This window comes from Desulfogranum japonicum DSM 18378 (assembly GCF_000429945.1).
Lineage (GTDB): Bacteria > Desulfobacterota > Desulfobulbia > Desulfobulbales > Desulfobulbaceae > Desulfogranum > Desulfogranum japonicum.
The window spans coordinates 20,972-38,699 of sequence record NZ_AUCV01000021.1 but is presented as its reverse complement, the minus strand read 5'-3'; the positions used below and the strand labels follow the sequence as shown (position 1 = coordinate 38,699).

The following is a 17,728-nucleotide window of genomic DNA, read 5'->3' as shown; positions in this document are numbered from 1 at the left end:
AGATTCCGGAAATGAGCATTTTCATAAGATTTGTGCATGCACCGTTGGAGGAATTATGAACAGTTCTATTCCCTCTGCCGTTACTCTCGACAAAGAGACAGAAGCAACGCAAAACCTTCTTGCGGCAATTCTTTCCCAGACAACTCTCTGCACCTTCAAAAAACAGGAACAGATTCTTGCGTCTGGCTCTGATAAACTGGCTTTTTATTATGTTCAGGAAGGCACTGTTGAAGTCAGTTACACGGATAATCACGATACCCGCATCACGGTAGCTCTCATAGGTCAGGGTGAATTTTTTGGTGAGATAGGTTTTTTTGATGGCGAGACCAGGGTGCGTGATATCAGGGCTATTGAACCTACCCGTGTTGCTGTGTTCACGCAGGATATTATGGATGCGTTGGCAAAGTCCAACTCTGAATTATATATAGAATTTCTCCATTTTCTCACGAAAAATATCTGTGCCAAGTTCAGGAGAATAGCTTCGGAACGGGAGCCAATTGCAGGCTATGCAGACTCACTGGCGTCGCGCAGGTCAACCCGGTACAGTGAATCCAAACCGTTACCCACATCATTAATTCATTCCTCGGGTTGGGGGGTCGTCAGCAGGCGCATGGAAGAGATAAAGGCCGAGCTGTTTAATCTTTCGCATAAACTGCAGCAGGCCGAATCTTCTGAAACAGAAGACAGGGACAGTGAAGAACGCTGTTTTGTCGTACTGCACGAACTGAATACTCAATTAAATGAATTTAAGAATGAAATGGATGGAAGCGGTCATGAAGAAGTTGTCTGGGGCTATGTGTTCAAGGAAATTTACCCCTATTTCATGCGTAGCCATTTCGCTGAACGGGCCTATTTTAAGCCTAAAGGGTATGCAGGTGATTTTTTAATGATGGAGCATATTTACCGAAACGAACCGGTTGGTGAAGGTAAGTTAGGTGAAATTGTAGATAAATTTTGTTTACAACGCCCGGGGTCCCTAGCAATACGTGGCCGCAGGGAACTGCTTAAAGGAGAGCTGATGAAAATTTGTGGGGACCTGGCCTCACTGGGAAAACCCATTCGAATAATGAACCTGGCGTGCGGGCCTAACAGGGAGTTATTTGATTTCATAAAAGAGTTCGAGCACGATGCACTGGTGGAAGCCCTGTGTGTAGATATCGACACCGAAGCTCTCCGTTATACCAATCAATATGTAAATGTATTTCCACATCTCGCCTCCATACGACTGATGAGTGAAAATGTGATCAAGTGGTCGTTGGGCAGGGTAACCCACACCATTGAACCCAGAGACATCATTTATTCTGCCGGACTTTGCGATTATCTGGATGTTCGTCTTTTCCGTGCACTGGTAACCCAGTGTTACAATCACCTTAAGCCTGGAGGTAAGCTCCTTTTAGGCAATTTTACATTTTACTCAGATTCTCTTTTTCTGGATAAGTTGCTGAAATGGGAGTTGATCTACCGTACAGAAGCAGATTTGCAAGAGCTGTTTGCACCAACTCCGTTTGGAGACAATGTGACCATCCTTGCAGAGGAGAATCATGTGAACCTGTTTGCTCTGGCAGAAAAGGATGGGTAACTCGTGCTTCACCTACCGGCTTTCAAAGGAAAATCATCATGTAAGGACAGGTATAACCTCTCTGTATCATTTGTGTATATTCGTATATAGAAAGACATCCTGGGGAATGACTGCGCAATGCATACGATAACAGCACCGTTACAGCAACAATATGCAGGTGATATCAAGCTGCTTTTTTATCAGCGAAGTCTGGTATGTATCTGGATGGCGATTATCTTTTTTTCTTTGTTTTCCATCCTGGATTTTATCTGCTGTCGTCAATTGTACAGCCTGTTTACCGGATACCGGGTTATGTATGTGTTGACCTGCCTTCTGATGTATACAGTGCTCAAACATCCAGCGGGAAAGCGTTATGTGCATGAAATCATGTACTGTATGATGCTTTTGGGAGCTACTGTCATATCTTTGATGGCAGCAGCGCTGGGAGGTTTTGTTTCCAACTACTATGTCGGTATTCTGTTGATGATTGCCGGCGCTTTTTCTGTTTTGCCGCTCAACGTTGTTCAGTCCCTGGTAACGGGCGTTTCCATGTATCTTGTCTATATGCTTATCGTTATGCTCTATGTGGATGAGCCGGGCGAGTTGGCAATGCGTTATGCCCTGAATAACTCCTTTTTTTTTCTTTCCATGGTCGGCGTGACCACTGTTCAATGTTACGATGATCTGTTTACTCAGATCAAGGCACTGCGAGCACAGAAAAGTCTTCGCAGATTACGCGGAAAGCTGGTTGAACAAACCGATAATCTGGAGGAGACTGTTCAGCAGCGGATGGCAGAACTGGAAGAATCTGAATTGAAATTTAAAGATCTCTATAACAATATCAGTGACATGGTGATTGTTATAGATGCTGATGGCATAATTTACCAGCGCAACAAGTTTGCCGCTGAGATGCTTGCAGGCAAAGATGAAGTGCTTCTGGGGCATAACTGGGTTTCGTTTATCTGCGCAGAAAATCGGGAAACCATAGGAACAGATATCATAGAAAGGCTCAAGCATAAAGAAGTGGTAACCAACGTGCAACTGTGCATGCAGTCCGCAGAAACAAAAGAGATTATTGAAGCGGAACTCAGCGGACAGGAAGTGGATATAGAACAGGGGAGGCAGCTTTATCAGCTTATCATCCGTGACATCAGCCTGAATAAGGAAATGGAACGCCAGGTGTTGGAATCCCAGCGCCTTATAGATTCTTCACGTCAAAATGCCATATTAGGATTGGCAAGATTGGCTGAATTTCGGGATGATGATACAGGCTCCCATCTTGAGCGCATACGTGAGTATACGAAACTTCTTGCCCAGGATCTGGCCAGGGGGGCGACTCTGGAGGAAACGATTACCCCGCTGTTTATAGAGGATCTGTATAAGTCGTCAGTATTGCATGATATCGGAAAAGTTGGAATTCCGGATCATATTTTACTGAAGCCCGGCCCATTAACAGATGAAGAGATGGCTTTGATGCGCCAGCACTGTGAGTTTGGCTACCAGACACTGCGCTGGGCTGAAGACAGATCCGGAAGAGGGTCATTCCTGCACATGGGGCAGGAGATTACAAGATTCCATCACGAACGATGGGATGGAAGCGGGTATCCGAAAGGCTTATGCAGAGACGATATCCCTCTGTCGGCCAGAATAGTTGCATTGGCAGATGTCTATGATGCCCTGACTTCAAGTCGTCCCTACAAAGCGGCGCATTCACACGAAGATGCGAGAAAATATATTATTGAGCAGAGTGGAGCGCATTTTGATCCACAGGTTGTCAACGCTTTTGTCAGGCTGGAAAATCAATTCAAGATATTGAGAATGAATATGTTGCTGAGTTGATAAGCATTTGTCTGCTTGCCAAAAATCCGCAAAGGAGCAGAAAAGTATTGGATCGAATCACTTCCAAATACCATGAACAGTACCTTGCTGAATTGCGGAATCTGCATCACAGAAGGGTGTATTATATTCTCTTGGCCGGTATGTCCCTGGTGGGAATGTTTGCCCTGCTTGATTATGTTCTGGTTCCGCATCTGTTTAAGATGTTTTTTGTGTTACGGATGGGCTGTGTGTTCCTGGGTATGGGGCTGCTTGCCGCCAATTATTTTGATCAGCAACAACGCTGGCCTCTGGTCATAGGGCTTTGTGCATATCTGTGTGCCGGTGGCACTGTACTGTATATGATTTCACAAATGGGAGGATACATATCTCCTTATTATATTGCGCTTATCCTCATTATAACTCTGTACACCGCTTTGGCCCCTCTCACTTCTTTGCAGACATTGGTTTGCGGTTTTTTTCTGGTGGCCGGGTATCTGGTTGTTATAGCTGGTTTTGAGGGTGCTTTTTCCAGCCAGTTGACCTGGACAGTGAGCAATGTCTTTTTTATGTCCTGTTTTGTTCTCATTGCCGCAACGCAGAGCGCGACAGATACCTGGGGGCGTAAACATGAGTTTAACCTGCGGCAACAGGAAAAGGAAACCGCTGCGGCCCTAAAAAAGCACGCAGCTTTTCTTGAAAAGGAAATTGCACGGCGAACCAGGGAACAGCAAGTATCTGAACAACGGTATAAGATGCTGTTTGATAACCTGGCAGACGAAGTTGTTCTGATTGGCTTGCAAGGGCAAGTTATGCAGGCAAATGCGCCTTTCATTCATCATTTTGGCAAAGAAATACTGCAAGAGAGCAGTTGCTTTTATTCGTTGCTAAAAGAGAAGCGTCCTGGAGATTTTGAGGCCCATATTGTCCGTATGCTGGCCACAGCCAAACCTCTCAAAGCGTACCAGGTAACCATAAAATCTTTTCCGGATGAAGAACGGAGCATGGAGGTGAACGGTTCGGTTTTGCTGCGTGAGCAAAAGATAATAGGTGTGCAGTTGGTATTGCGTGATATCAGTACGCGCCGGAGACTTGAGAAAGACCTGGTGCGCTTCCTTCAGACAATACGGGTAACCGAAGAGGCGACCATTCTGGCTTTGGCTAACCTTTCCGAATACCGTGAAAGGGGAACAGGTGCTCCAGCCTTTCATCTGGAGCGAGTCATGGGAATCTGCGCCGAGCTAGCGCAGGAACTGCAGACCTATCCGGACTGGCATACGATAATTTCAGATCAGTTTATTGCTGATATTTCCTATGCCTCCATACTTCATGATATAGGAAAGGTCTCTGTGCCGGATTCCATACTTCTGAACCAGGATCCCCATGATCTCAAAGAGTGCGAACAGGTTAGAAATCATACCATAACCGGTGGCGATTTTATTAAATCCATGGAAGAACAAGGGACGGCAAGTACTTTTCTTGGTTTGGCCAAGACGATTGCCTACTTTCACCATGAACGATGGGATGGGCTCGGATATCCCCACGGTTTGGCTGAGGAGGAAATACCCCTGGAAGCACGGATTATGGCGGTGGCAGATGCCTATGAAGATTTTTTGGCAGCCATCTGGCAGCAGGAACAGAAAGTAGACCACGAATGGATCTGCAGGCAGGTGGTTGCCGGACAGGGAACCTGCTTCGATCCCACAGTGATAAGGGCTTTTTCTTCTCGTCAGGACGCAATCGGAAAGATACTGCATCACTATCCACCTGCAGGCGATGAGACAGAACGTGTCCCCATGGATATACATTGAACAGTTTTGTAGACCTAGGGTAAAAATTGTGCAAAGCGTGCGCCAGAGAACGCAATTGCCTGGCACGCGGTCACATTTTTCTTGCTGTTCACGGGCAAATACACTAAAACCACCCATATAATTTTTGTACCTACTGCCATTTTGTTCATGCATTCATGCTGGCCAGTTTGTACGCCAGCCGGCAGGAAAGATCTTTTAGTCACGGAGGAGTTTTCATGAAAACAAATGTCATGCGCGCCCCACTGCTCAAAGCTGGCGCTGTTCTCGTAATCTTCATGCTTCTTGTCTATCTGACAAGTACATCGTCAGATGGAAGCGTATGGAGCTCAATTGGTCTGATGTTTATCAGAGCGATTCAGCTTGTCCAATGGGCCATTGGTATGGTTCTTGGCATTGCTGTGTGCCTTGCGGTCCTTTTTGGGATCTTCCTTGGTGCGGTTGCGATAGTGGATCGGGACAGTTCCGCCCGCATGTATAGCCAGTTGAAATCCACCCTGAAATTATGGCTGGCTGATGGAGTAACCTGTATTACCTCTGCTCGTGAATGCCAAAGCGTATGCGAATGTGTACAGGAAACTGCACCTGAGCCCGAGGTAGAAACCGTTGTTCCCGTGGTGGAGCCTGCGGTTGTCGAAGCCATGCAGAGTGATCTGGAGAAAGGGCTTGAAGAGCTTGGTAATAAAATTCACGCTCTGGAAAGTAAGCTCGAGGGGTATGCCCCGCACCAAAAAGTAGACGAGATCTCAGGTGCAGTGTCTGCTTCGGAAGAAGCAGTGGAAAAACTGCATCAAGCTCTGGCTGCCATCGAGAGTAAACTCGAAGAGACCACAGGCAAACTTGCTGGCATTTCTGCAGAAAAAATGCTGGGAGACCTTCCCGGTCGGCTGGAAGCAGTGGAAAAACAAGATGTGGCCAGCAAAGAGGAAGTGAATTCGCTCACAAGCCTCATTAAAGAGCTGCAGACTGAATTACGGGAAAGCATTGAAGCTATCGGCACAGCCGAACCTGAGCAAGCTGCTGCTCCTGTAGAGGAAGAGGAAGGTTCTTTAGAAGAGGATGGGGATGATGACGGGCACCGCCTGTTCACCTACTTTGATGACCCTGCTGATCGTGACCAAATCAGCGCTCTGGTTGAGGAAACCCTGAAGAAAGATATGACCTATGCACAGGTTATGGATCACCTGGTAAAAAGCATGGGTGATGAGAAAGGTCAGATCATTGCTGATCATCCTTCCCTGGCCAAAGACTATATCCGCCAAAGACGTCGGGGATAATGTAACTCGCTCCATAATTGTGAAAAAAGCCTGTCCGGTCATGCCTGACAGGCTTTTTTTTCTACTCTTGATACCCCTGTGTTCACTCTCTGGGGAAAAGTTCTTTGAAGAATTCAATGGAAGGGAAACGGCAGGAATAGCTGGTGCGTTTGCGGCTGCTTGGTTTTGCCAGATAAAGCAGGTGGCCTATGCCAAAATCCTGTGCTACTGCAAGCACCTCCTCTGTATCGTCTACCAATAGAGTACGGTCTTTTTCAAACTTGAGAAGGACTTCAAGTTTGTCCCAGAATTCTGGCTCCTCTTTGGCAAAACCTACTTCTTCAGCACAAAGAATACGGTCAAACCAGGGGCCAATGGCTGTCTGTTTCAGTTTTATGGACAGGGTTGTTGAGTGGGCATTGGTAATGAGGTAGAGTTTTTTACGTTTCCGCACGCAAAATTCCAGGAATTCTATCACATAAGGGTGGACGCCAATCAGGTGATTGATACGCATTTTCAGTTCAGGTATATCAAGTCCCAGCTCTTCAGACCAGTATAAGGTATCAGCCCAGTTTAAGGTGTTTTCCACCTTTTTGTATTTATCCAGTAATTGCTTTTTGGATTCTTCAACAGAGATATTATGTAAAAGGGAATAGTGCTCAGGTACGTATTGCTCCCAGAAATAATCATCAAAATGCTTGTCCAGCAGTGTTCCATCCATATCAAGGAGGACTGTATCTACAGTATCCCAGGAAAACCCAGGGCTTTGTTTTTCACAGTGTTTGTTTAACATATCTTATTCCTTCAACGTATTCAGCACAGCATTGATCTGTGGAAACAGATCACTTCCTTCCTGCAGCGGCACAATGAGACGCTGGTCCGGGGTTAGTCTTGGCTGCTGTTGCTTATGTTTCTTTCCAGGTTTTTGTTGGATGAGGTTGAGCAGGTTTTGCGCTTCAAATGGCGGATTATCTATAAAACTGAAGATTAATCCGGCAGGAGCCTGCTCCAGTTTGAGGATACCGAGTTGTTGCAGCTCTTGTTTCAAGCCAATGGTGGCAAGCAGATTATTGGCTTCAGGCGGCATAGTTCCATATCGGTCTGTAATTTCTGCTGCAAAATCGTCTAAGTCTTCTTTGGTGGCAGTACTGAGTCCGGAGAGGCGACGGTAGAGCTGATAACGCTGTGCCGTATCAGGGATATAGCTGTCACTGAAAAAAGCACTAATCTGGAGTTTGACCTCAGGGTCGATATCAGGAACGGACGTATCATCCTTTGCTGCAGCCTTTTGCTTCAGTTCGGCCACTGTGGCCTGCAACAGCTCAAGGTACAGGTCGTATCCCACAGCTGCGATGTGACCGGACTGAGAAACTCCGAGCAAATTCCCACCGCCGCGAATTTGCAGGTCGTTCATAGCCAGTTTAAAGCCACTCCCCAATTCGGAGTTATCCATCAGTGCACGCAAGCGCTGTTTTGCATCTTTGGTCAGGCTCTCCAGTGAGGGGACCAGTAGATAGGCAAAGGCCTGACGTGATGATCTGCCAACACGGCCGCGCAGTTGGTAGATATCGGCTAACCCCAGGTGATCTGCCCGATTGATGATAATGGTATTGGCATTGGGAATATCCAATCCGGATTCCACGATGGTGGTGCAGACCAGGATATCTATTTCATGATTAATAAAAGCAACCATGACTTCTTCCAGCTGTTGACCTGCCATCTGGCCGTGAGCTACTCCGATCCGCGCATGGGGCAGCAGTTCGGATATGTTTTCGGCAACGCGATAAATAGTGCGCACACGATTGTGAACAAAAAAGAGCTGACCTCCCCTTTGGAGTTCCCGTAACGCTGCTTCTCGAATAACCAGTTGATCGTGTTTAGCCAGGAACGTCTTAACTGCTCGTCGCTGTTGCGGAGGAGTTGAAATGACAGATAGATCCCTGATGCCAAGCAGAGACATCTGTAATGTCCTGGGAATGGGAGTTGCCGTCAGAGTCAGCACATCAACAGCAGCTTTGAGTTTTTTTATTTTTTCCTTATGGCTGACACCAAAACGGTGCTCTTCATCGACGATGAGGAGACCAAGTTTTGTAAATTGCACATCCTTGGACAGCAGGCGATGGGTTCCCACAACGAGGTCAACGGTACCTGCACTGATTCCGGAGGTGATCTCCTTTTGTTGTTTTGTGGTTCGAAATCGGTTCAGACAGGCGATTTCCACTGGAAATGAGGAAAAACGGTCTCTAAAGGTGGCTGCATGTTGTTCTGCCAGCACTGTGGTGGGAACGAGTACCGCAACCTGGAATCCATCTTCAATAACTTTGAAGGCTGCTCTGGCAGCAACTTCGGTCTTGCCATAGCCGACATCTCCACAGACCAGACGGTCCATGGGGCGTTCGCTGGTAAGATCTTCAAGTGCATTGTCTATTGCCTGGGCCTGTCCACTGGTTTCCTCGTAGGGAAATGATTCTTCCAGTTCTTTGTACATGGTCCCTGGTGGAGAGAATCGGTGTCCCTGGCGGACGGCACGTTTGGCGTAAATCTGCAGCAACTCCTGGGCTACTTTCCAGACAGCGTCAGTGACCTTTTTTTTGGTAGCCTGCCATTTTTGTGAACCCAGACTATCCAGTTTCGGCTGTTGATCAGTCAAACCCTGATATTTACTGACCCAGTGCAGCTTGTCCACCGGAACATAGAGCTTGTCCTCTCCTTTATACATAATGCTGAGGAAATCACCCCGTTGCCCGTTGAACTCCATATTGATCAGGCTGTCAAATACGCCGACGCCATGTTCACGATGAACAACAATGTCTCCTTGACGAAGTTCTTCAAGTGGTACAGGTTGACCTTCATGCCGTACCTTTTTGGTGGTTCTGCCAGTCTGTAGTCGCTTGTCTCCGAAGAGTTCCCTTGCCGAGAGAATGTGATACCCTTCGGCAAGCAGGTCAAACCCCTTAGACAGGGGATAGTCAATCAGGAGGATTTCCTCAGCTCCCTTGATAGTATCAAGGTTGACTGGCGGTGTATGCTGCCTGCATTGCAGTTGATAGTTCGACAGCATTTCAGCAAGATGTTTTGCCTGACGATTTGATTTACAGGTAAGCAGACAGGGTTCTCCCTTGCCTTGCCAGGTAATGATTCGATCAGCAAGGGGCGCAAGAAGCCCGCGTTTTTTTCTGTGCAGTTCTATTTCCTGCCTCAGCAGAGCATGGTCGCCGGTCTGGACAGGCAATGGTGGTTCCGGATTATCAGGGTCAGGCAGACTGACAAATCTGGCGGCCAATCGGTTTTGCATGCTTTCGTGAAGCTCTTCAGCAGGGATGAACAGTTCTTGGGGTAGGCAGGCCGGCTGACCGTGGTCGACTGCTTCCTGATAATTGGTTTTGATCCGTTCATGGAGCAGATCAAGTTTCTGTTGAATGGCGTGTGGATCAAGGAGAAAGATTCTGGTTGTGTCATCCAGGTAGTCAAAGAAACTGTGCAGATGCTTCTTACCGCCGTAGACCAGGGGCAGAAAAAATTCTATGCCCGGAAAGCGTTCCTGGTTGGAAAATTGTTCACGGAGAAGATGTACGGATTCCGCGGGCCAGTTATGCTGCTCGCCCTGGGCAAGCAGGTGTTTGTTCCACAGGGAAGATTCTTCAGAAGAGCCAAAGAGAATATCTGAGGCGGGCAGGAGAATCGCTTCATCCAGTTCGCGTAAAGATCGTTGTGTCAACGGATCAAAAATACGGATTGATTCCAGCGTCTCCCCAAAGAAATCAAGGCGAAGTGGACCCCGGTTGTCCTCGGTAGCTGCTGGTGGAAAAACATCCAGGATGCCACCACGAACAGCAAGATCACCTTGTTGCCGGACCATTTCTGCTTGCTGGTATCCTGCATTGATCAGATTTTGGACCAGGGCGTCCCGTTCAAAGTCTTCACCAACCATAATGAGTTCACAGTGATCCTGAATGGCTTTCCAGGGAAGCACACGACGTATAACAGCTTCAATGGAGGTGAGAATGATACCGGGGCTTGGGTTTTCCTGAATTTGGTAGAGGGTTGAGAGTCTTGCTCCTACCGTGGAAGGGTCTGGAGAAAGAGGTGTATAGGGCGGAATTTCAAAACTGGGGTACACCAGAACCTGTTGCCCTGAAAACAGGCCAATATCCTGGGCAAGAATTTCCAACTGTTCGTCTGCAGGAACAACGCAACAAATCGATTGCCGAAAATGTTCAACAGCCTTGCTGAGAAGCAAGGCTGTTGATCCACTATTGAGTCCTGATATATCTGGGGGAAGAACATTTGCTGTACTGAGTTTGTCCAGCGTTTCCTGTATAGTCACTATTTACAGCGTATGAGAAAAGGACAGAACATCAGAAGGTACCACCCATGCTGAAGTCCCAGTTAGAACTGTCTTCGCCGTCCTGTTGATCGAGATTGTATCCCCATGCGAGACGCAGCGGGCCAAGCGGAGACAGCCACAATATACCTACACCGGCGCTTTTCTTGTAATCACCGAAATCCCAGTCTTCTTCAACGGCATACACATTTCCGAAATCGGTAAATACTTCACCCATCATTCCCATATCTTTAACCAACGGGAAAATGACAGAGACATTACTGTACCACATCTTGTCACCACCGATTTTTTCTCCAGTCTCTTCATCAATAGGGCTGATGGAAAGGGAGTCAAACCCTCTGATGGAACGCATGCCGCCAAGGTAGAAGTGCTCGTATACAGGGAGTTTATCATCCTCGTTTTCAAAGACCTGGCCTGCAGCAGCCTTGACGTGAAACGCCATATCCCAGGCAAGTGGAAAATACCATGATGATGAGCCTTCAACTTTTGTAAACTGGGCATCACCGCCAAGGGGACCGCCTGCGTAACGCACTCCGATGGAATTTCTGGACCCGCTGGTTGGGATGAAACGATGATTACGGGTATCTCGAACAAGAGAGACGCGTCCTTCGCTGGTAAGGTGGATATCTTTTGAACGGGTGATAACCACAGAAGCATCTTCCGAAATATCTGTCAGATCTGTATCTGAGATGGTGTAGCCATAGTAGATACGCCATTTTTCCCAGAATGGATGGCCGAAGTTTATACCTGCACCCGTGGAATCTTTGGTGTAATCATCATATTCACGTTCCCAGTTGAAGAGTTCGAAACCTGCAGAGATCTGGGAATCAAACAGACGTGGGTTGGTGAAATTCAGGTTGTATCTGGTTGTGGTGCTGCTCAGGTTTGCGGCAAGAGACAAGTTATTACCGGTACCAAAGATGTTATCTTCTTTGATTTCTCCCATAAATATCAGGTTTTCGGAAGAAGAGTAACCGGCACCTATGCTGAATTGCCCGGTAGCCTTTTCCTTGACATCCACAACCACATCCATCTGGTCCTCATTTAAGGTCGGCTTGGGTGTGACATTGACCTCTTCAAAATATCCAAGACGCTGAAGTTTCTGGGTTGAGGTGCGAATCGCTTTGGAATCAAACACTCCGCCTTCTTTCACGGCCAGATCTCGACGGATGACATTTTCCCGTGTTCTGGTATTGCCCTCAATAACAATACGGTTGAAGTAGACCAGGGATCCCTTGCTTATGGTAAGCTGGATGTCCACTCGCTGCCCCTCTTCTGCTTTTTTTATCTCTGGAGCAATCTCTGCAAAAGCGTATCCGTTTTCAGCGTACAGGTCTTGAAGTCTGGTCGCATCTTCGCGCAGAGTCTGTCTGTTAAGAAAAGGCTCTTCACGAATCTTCAGCATATCGATCAGTTCACTTTTATCTTTAATCAGGTCACCGTCGATGTCTACAACACCTACACGGTAACGTGGTCCTTCTTCAATGGGAAAGGTCACATACAGGTCGCCATCCTTCTGTTCTACAATGGGGTCACCGACCTTAGCCTCGATAAACCCATGGTTGTGATAATAGGCATTAACACGAGCAGCATCCTGCTTCAGGATATCCATTTTAAGTACACCGGCATCGGTGAGCCAGGAAAGCCACCATGCATATGTCCCTGTCTGGATAACGTCTTCCAGATCATCAGCATCAAAAGACTTGTTGCCTTGGAAGCTGATCTCCTCGATGGTTATCTTTTCCCCTTCATCAATGACAAATTGTATCTCTGCATTGTCTTTACCCGGGTAGCTGACCTGGGCATCAACCGTTGTGTTATAATATCCTTTGGATTTGTAAAGTTCCTTTATTCGGGTGACCGCCTCGTTTACCTTGGTGGGGTTAAGGATGCTGTTTTCCGAAATATTCGCAGCATCTTTAACATCTTTCTCTTTGATATGATCTGTTCCCGTAATGGTGAGGGAGCCGATCAGCGGTTTTTCCTGTACGCGAAAAATGATGTTTTTACCTTTTGCGCTATCTGTGGCTTCAATTTCGACATTGTCGAAATATCCCATGCTGAAAACAGATTTCAGATCCTCACGCAACGTGGCGGGATCATAAATATCGCCTGGTTTGGTAGTTATTTTTCTGAGAATAGCCCCGGAGTCAATACGCAGATTGCCTGCCGGAGCAATGGAAGCAACGGAGAATCTACGGTTGGAGTAGCCCAGTGCTTCTGTTACCGCACTGTTGACGAGGGCTTCCAGGTCTCTACTGTTTCCTTCTTTAAAAGAAGTGAAAGGCGACTGAGGCTGCAGGAGATCAAAAACCGAGAAGTCGATGCTTACCCTTTCTCCAAGCTGTGTCAGGCTGCCTGTTGCCACGTAATCATAGCCCGATGTTCCTGCAATTGTAGAGAGCAGGGACGCCTTGGGTGGCCAGGTTCCCGTGTAGTTGGCCATGGAAGAAGCCTGGCTCCTGGATATCATGGTGAAGCCTTTGGCCAGAAGTGCTTTCTGCAGGGCCTCGTCTGCTCTCTGTCTCAGAAGATCAGGAGCAGAGGCGTTAATTTTCAGAGGCAGAAAAGCTGTATTCTGTTCCAGAGCCTGTGCAATTGAGGCGGTAAACAGCAGCAAACCTAGCAGATAAAAGGTGATGGAGTTGCCAAAACGCCTGGGAAATAGAGTGTAAGCACGCATCAAAGTGATCCTGTTTACTATGAATCCTGGGTATGGAAGCTGTGCATATATGTCTGGAACAGAGATGGACCTTATCCTTGATGATCTGACTACAATATCTTTGGATTCAACGATCCAATGTCGTTTCCTGACATGCAGACAACCGCTTCCCGGTATATACCGTGTAGTGGTGATGTCTATGGACCTGCCCGCTGAGTGGGGGAGGCCTCTATGGTATCTTTTTAGCTGTTATTATGACATGTATCCCTGATTTTGCAAAGAATTATAATATGATTCATTGGTTGGCTCCCTCTCTTTGAATACGTCCGCCGTATATGTGTTGGCCGACAGGGTGACTTTTTCCCCAAAATATTAAATGTGGGACAGTCGGGCAACCAGAGGAAACGTGATTATTTGTCATGCAATAACTGTACCTTTTGTTGCAGCTCGCGGGTCAGAGCCTGTTTGTCCTTGCTTTGATAATGATCTGTCGCTATGGGGCTGCCGATTCGGATGGTTACCGTACCCGAATTGGCGAGGAGCTTGCCTTTCGGGAGGATGTTATACGAGTTGATGAAAGCCAGGGGGACAACTGGAACACCTGCCTTGATAGCAAGCAGAATAGCACCTGCCTTGAAGTCTGCCATTTTTCCGTCAGGGGTGCGGGTGCCTTCCGGGAAAATGAGTACTGATTTTCCAGAAGATATCTGCCTGGCAGCCTCCTCAAGGCTTTTCAGCGCCTGACGTCCTTTTGACCGATCAATGGAAATATAGCCTACCTTTCGCATGGCTCTCCCAAAAACAGGGATATTAAACAGTTCCTTTTTGGCAATCCAGCGAAAACTGTGGGGGAAGTACCCTTGAAAGGCAAAAATATCGAATTGGCTGGCATGGTTGGCGGCAAAAATATAGGTGTCTTCCTGCCGGATGTTTTCCAATCCTTCGATATTGACTTTTACACCTACAATTGAGCAAATGATACGGCCCCATGCCCGTGGAAAAAAATGTGCTTTCTCCACATCTTTTCTAAAAATCGTAATATCCATTAGCGCAAGAGTGGAGATAACGATGGTCAGCGGAAAAGCAATAATCAAAAGAAAAAGGGCGCGGATGAATTGGAGTACGGACATCTGGCGTTACCGTGTTTATGTTAATATAAAACTGTTTATGGAAGATGAGGGTAGGGCCGAATATACCCGGCATGGTGAATTTAGCAAGTGTCATCCGGAAATACTGTTTAGCTGTTCTTTTTAAATATAGGCTGTTGGAGATAGTCTGTTGCCAGGGAACGGCCCTATGTTTTATTGTGAGCAGAAATCCTAATATCTGTGTAGATATGTAATGTTTATAGTATTTGTCAAAATATTTGTGATACGTTCGAGTTAAAAACACGACATATGCTTGGTACGATTGACGTGAGTCCTGCAATCGAATATAGTCGTATTTCTTGATACTATTTAAGAACATAACTAGTTGATATTTCCATGATAAGTATATCTTGTCTATTGTTCTTTATTCAAAGGAGGCTGCTTTGGCTGGCAACGTAATAACTATTAACTCGGATGGCTCGATCACTGTACCTGACGATCCCATTATTCCTTTTATTGAGGGAGACGGTATCGGACCCGACATCTGGCGCGCCGCTTCCAGGGTCCTGGATGCAGCTGTGGAAAAAGCATATTCTGGAAATAGAAAAATTCATTGGCTCGAAGTGTTGGCCGGTGAAAAAGCGTTTGAGCAGACAGGAGAATGGCTGCCCCAGGATACAATAGATGCCCTGAAAAAATATGTAGTCAATATTAAAGGCCCATTAACTACCCCGGTGGGTGAAGGAATGCGCAGTCTGAATGTGACCCTGCGTCAGGTGTTGGACCTGTATGCCTGTGTTCGTCCTGTGCGCTATTACCAGGGGGTTGTATCGCCTGTCAAGAATCCTGAAGACGTTGATATGGTTATCTTTCGTGAAAATACGGAAGATGTTTACGCCGGTATAGAGTGGCAGGCCGGCAGCCCAGATGCAAACAAGGTCATTGAATTTTTACGGAGCGAAATTGGCGCAGAAATTCGTGATAATTCAGGTATCGGCATCAAACCTGTTTCAGAATTCGGTACTAAGCGTCTTGTACGCAAAGCCGTGCAGTATGCCATTGATCACAACAGGGATTCGGTTACCCTGGTTCATAAGGGCAATATCATGAAATATACGGAAGGTGCTTTTCGCAATTGGGGCTATGAGCTGGCAGCCGAAGAATTCGGCGAGGTGACCATTTCCGAAGATGAGCTGTGGGATAAATACGATGGGAAGATGCCTGAGGGTAAAATTCTGATCAAAGATCGTATTGCAGACGCCATGTTTCAACAGATTCTGCTGAGACCAAAGGAATATTCGGTGCTGGCAATGCCCAACCTCAACGGTGATTACATGTCTGATGCCCTGGCCGCCCAGGTAGGAGGTCTTGGTATTGCTCCCGGAGCAAACATTGGCGACGGCATAGCCATATTTGAGGCTACCCATGGTACGGCGCCAAAATATGCTGGTCTGGATAAAGTCAATCCCGGCTCGGTGCTCCTGTCCGGAGTGATGATGCTTGAATATCTTGGCTGGCAGGAAGCAGCTGATGCTGTGAAAAAGGCTTTGGAAAAAACCATAACAGAGAAGAACGTCACCTATGACCTTGCCCGGCAAATGGATGGTGCAAATGAATTGTCCTGTTCCGGCTTTGGTGATGCCATTATTGCCAATATCTGATCAACAGGTGGGCAGCACGACTCAACGGCTATGGCGCAAGGTAAAAGCTTTTTGAAGTACTGCTGACACACTGTAAGGGGAGAAACGTGTTTGGATTGCTCCGAGCCTTCCACGATCTTGTTTTTCCTCCCAGATGTTTATCCTGTGAGCGGCGGTTGGATTATTCCCTGCCGCCGCTTTTTTGTGAGTACTGCCTGGCCAATATCAGGCCATTGGTTTCTCCGCTGTGCACCTGCTGCGGAGAACCTTTTCCCGGTGGAGAAGATCATCTTTGCGGCCAGTGCCTGAGTAATGCTCCGGTTTATGAGTCTTGCAGGTCTCTGTTCTATTATCAGCCACCGCTTACAGAATTACTGGTCAAACTGAAATTTTCCGGTCGGACCGAAGTCGTTCCCACTCTGTCTTCCCTCGTCGAAAAGTACGGTTTGCTTACCGGCCTTCCCGAGATTGATATCATTGTTCCTGTTCCCCTCCATATTAAGAGGTTACGTCAACGCGGATTCAATCAGTCCATTCTTCTCGCCCGTCAATTGTTACCTGAAAATAAAGCCCTGCTTAATGTAACAGCCCTTGTTCGGACAAAAAACACCATTCCTCAATCCAGTCTCAGTGGCAAAGAAAGGCGTGCTAACCTGAAAGATAGCTTTGCCCTGACATCATTTGAGGCAGTAAAAAATAAAAAGGTTTTGCTCATAGACGATGTGTATACAACCGGGTCCACGGTGAATGCATGCTGTCGAATACTGAGGAAGGCTGCTCCTTCAGAGATTCACGTACTGACAGTCGCCAGAAGTGTTTCCAGATCTTATGCAACCAGTACCTCCATTTTGCCCCCCGGCCAGGCTGGTAAATCCCGTGGGTGATGCCGTCCAGAAGTTGACAATACGCGGCCATTGAAGGACAGGCTGCATTATCACCTGCAGTAGACCTTCCCATGATATTTAACACTCCATAAATCCATTTTTTGCAAGATCTGGCTATAGACCAAGAATGGTCAATTTATTGAGTATTTGCCGTGTGTTTTCGGTTGTTTTTTACTGTGGGAGGTGCTCAAAAAAAACGTAATAACAGTTAATAACGATTTTGAAATTGAAAAAGATATTTAAGAGGGAGGTTTTAAAACAGACATTTTTTTTCCTCATTTATTTTATTCAAAAAACCCGCAGCCATGGGGGATTAAAGAAGGCCGATGTCACGTAACCTGAAAATAGAGGAATAAGAAGATTTATTGAGCTATTTGAAGCTTTATTAAGTTATCATTTTGTTAACAGATTGTTAATAACTTGTGAGTCTCTCTATTAAATTGCTGATATAATTTTTGATTTCTGTTGAAAACTGAAAATCTTCGATAGCGGGACAAGATAGGCTGAGCTTGTGCTCTATTCCCTGAATATTTCATTATCTTGATAAATAATCCAGTGACCTTGATTTTGCCGCTTAAATCACTGAAAATCACTTTTGACCATAGAGACGATTTTCAGTAGATCAGACCACATTCTTTCAAAGTACGGGTCCGTTACTTGTCCCCATTTATT

The 17,728-nt window shown here is 46.6% G+C and carries 10 protein-coding genes; 6 read left to right on the top strand and 4 right to left on the bottom strand.

The features are described 5' to 3' along the window. Positions 1-55: 55 nt before the first annotated feature. The 4 genes from G493_RS0111105 (at position 56) to G493_RS0111090 (ending at position 6,458) form a co-directional block, all read left to right on the top strand. Entirely contained in the window at positions 56-1,579 is a 1,524-nt protein-coding gene (locus tag G493_RS0111105) for a cyclic nucleotide-binding domain-containing protein (protein ID WP_028580443.1), read from the top strand. 117 nt (positions 1,580-1,696) lie between these two features. Beyond that, complete coding sequence (locus G493_RS32110; RefSeq protein ID WP_051309237.1) at positions 1,697-3,397, top strand: HD-GYP domain-containing protein; 1,701 nt, start codon at positions 1,697-1,699, stop codon at positions 3,395-3,397. Between the two features lie 47 nt (positions 3,398-3,444). Then, positions 3,445-5,184 (top strand): HD domain-containing phosphohydrolase, encoded by a 1,740-nt coding sequence (locus tag G493_RS32105; RefSeq protein WP_153306484.1) that lies wholly within the window; start codon positions 3,445-3,447, stop codon positions 5,182-5,184. Positions 5,185-5,399: 215 nt separating this feature from the next. After that, positions 5,400-6,458, top strand: a complete 1,059-nt coding sequence (locus G493_RS0111090) for a coiled-coil domain-containing protein (RefSeq protein ID WP_028580442.1) — start codon at positions 5,400-5,402, stop codon at positions 6,456-6,458. Between the two features lie 82 nt (positions 6,459-6,540). Here G493_RS0111090 and G493_RS0111085 read toward each other — a convergent pair whose 3' ends face one another. The 4 genes from G493_RS0111085 to G493_RS0111070 all read right to left on the bottom strand — a co-directional run bounded on the left by G493_RS0111085 (position 6,541) and on the right by G493_RS0111070 (position 14,574). Beyond that, positions 6,541-7,230, bottom strand: a complete 690-nt coding sequence (locus tag G493_RS0111085) for an HAD family hydrolase (protein ID WP_028580441.1) — start codon at positions 7,228-7,230, stop codon at positions 6,541-6,543. A gap of 3 nt (positions 7,231-7,233) precedes the next feature. Beyond that, on the bottom strand, positions 7,234-10,764 hold the full coding sequence (gene mfd / locus G493_RS0111080; RefSeq protein ID WP_232363747.1) for a transcription-repair coupling factor: 3,531 nt from the start codon (positions 10,762-10,764) through the stop codon (positions 7,234-7,236). Positions 10,765-10,795: 31 nt separating this feature from the next. Next, a complete protein-coding gene (bamA, locus tag G493_RS0111075) occupies positions 10,796-13,465 on the bottom strand; it encodes an outer membrane protein assembly factor BamA (protein WP_051309235.1) in 2,670 nt (889 codons plus the stop codon). 389 nt (positions 13,466-13,854) lie between these two features. After that, entirely contained in the window at positions 13,855-14,574 is a 720-nt protein-coding gene (locus G493_RS0111070; protein WP_028580438.1) for a lysophospholipid acyltransferase family protein, read from the bottom strand. A gap of 401 nt (positions 14,575-14,975) precedes the next feature. Here G493_RS0111070 and icd point away from each other — a divergent pair, with 401 nt between their 5' ends. Both icd and G493_RS28875 read left to right on the top strand, forming a co-directional pair. Beyond that, complete coding sequence (gene icd / locus G493_RS0111065; protein ID WP_028580437.1) at positions 14,976-16,193, top strand: isocitrate dehydrogenase (NADP(+)); 1,218 nt, start codon at positions 14,976-14,978, stop codon at positions 16,191-16,193. Positions 16,194-16,279: 86 nt separating this feature from the next. After that, positions 16,280-17,056 (top strand): ComF family protein, encoded by a 777-nt coding sequence (locus G493_RS28875; protein ID WP_051309234.1) that lies wholly within the window; start codon positions 16,280-16,282, stop codon positions 17,054-17,056. Positions 17,057-17,728 lie beyond the last annotated feature (672 nt).